2 protein-coding genes are annotated in these 1166 nt (G+C 72.6%); both read right to left on the reverse strand.

Annotated features, from left to right (window positions below; genetic code table 11):
- Nucleotides 1-473 (reverse strand): SseB family protein (locus ACFFNX_RS50600; protein WP_378213648.1); only part of this gene is annotated, 473 nt, incomplete at its 3' end.
- 146 nt (nucleotides 474-619) lie between these two features.
- Nucleotides 620-1166: aminotransferase class V-fold PLP-dependent enzyme (locus tag ACFFNX_RS50605; RefSeq protein ID WP_378213649.1), on the reverse strand; the 547-nt coding region annotated here is incomplete at its 5' end.

Below are 1166 nucleotides of genomic sequence, written 5' to 3' on the forward strand. Positions count from 1 at the left end.
TGGGGCGGCGGCGCGGTCTCCGCGGCGGGCGCCGCCGCGTCCGGCGGCGGCGACTCGCCGGGGACCGGCGCGATGCCCGCGGTGAGCTGACCGATGAACCAGGCCGGGAGGTACCCCTCGATGGGCAGGCCGGAGTTCAGCGCGAGCCACCACTCCTGGTCCGGCCACGTGCGGGCCATGTCCGCCAGCGTCATGTGGACGAAGTGCTGATAGGCCGGGCCGAGACACGCGCGTCCGGCCTCACCGGAGGTGTAGGCGAGCACCTGCGTACGGCCGTCGCGGGTGCTCGTCGGCCAGGTGAACGAGCTCGGGTCGGCCAGCACCGACTCGGCCTCACCCGGCGGCAGCGGAACGAAGAGTTCCGCGCCGCTCATGAGTTTGAAGTAGGTGTCCTGGTCGCCATCGCGAAGCGCGTCACGGAGCTGGTGTTCGAGCTGATTCGCGGGCTCCCACGCGTCGGTCAATGTCGCCACCCCCCGGAAGCTCGATAGCGGAGTGTCCACCGTACCCGGATGAAACCGGCGGTGCTGCGGAGTATGCCGAGTCCGGCGGGACGGCACGGCGCGCTCCGGACATCTGGGTCGCCCTGCCGGCGCACTTCGTCGGTGACATGCGACTTTCAGTCACCGAGCCGCCGCAGAGCGGTGAGCAACCGGTCGATGTGCTCGTCGGTCGTGCCGATGCCGAAGCTCGCGCGCAGCGCCGTTCCGTCATCGGTGTCGCAGCCGCCGGCGCCCTCGCCGAGCAGCCGCCGCAGGAACGGATGTGCGCAGAACTTTCCGTCACGGAGCCCGATGCCGTACTTCTCGGACAGCTCGGTCGCGACGTCGCGTGCGAGGCGGCCGTCCACGACGAACGACACGATGCCGACCCGCGGGCTCAGGTCGCCCCACAGGGACAGCTCCCGTACGCCGGGGATGGCGGCCAGACCGGCCCGCAGCCGGGTCAGCAGCCGCTCCTCCTCGGCGATGAGCGTGTCCCAGTCGGTGAGCGCCTCGCAGGCCGCCGCGAGCGCCACGACCCCGAGGACGTTCGGCGTGCCCGCCTCGTGCCGTGCCTGCGGGTCGGCCGACCAGACGACCTGGTCGCCGACGCTCGCGGTCGCGCCGCCGCCGAACAGGTACGGCTCGGCGGCGCGCAGCCAGTCGGCCCGGCCGACGAGGCAG

Source organism: Actinoallomurus acaciae (assembly GCF_042429965.1).
Classification (GTDB): Bacteria; Actinomycetota; Actinomycetes; order Streptosporangiales; family Streptosporangiaceae; genus Actinoallomurus; species Actinoallomurus acaciae.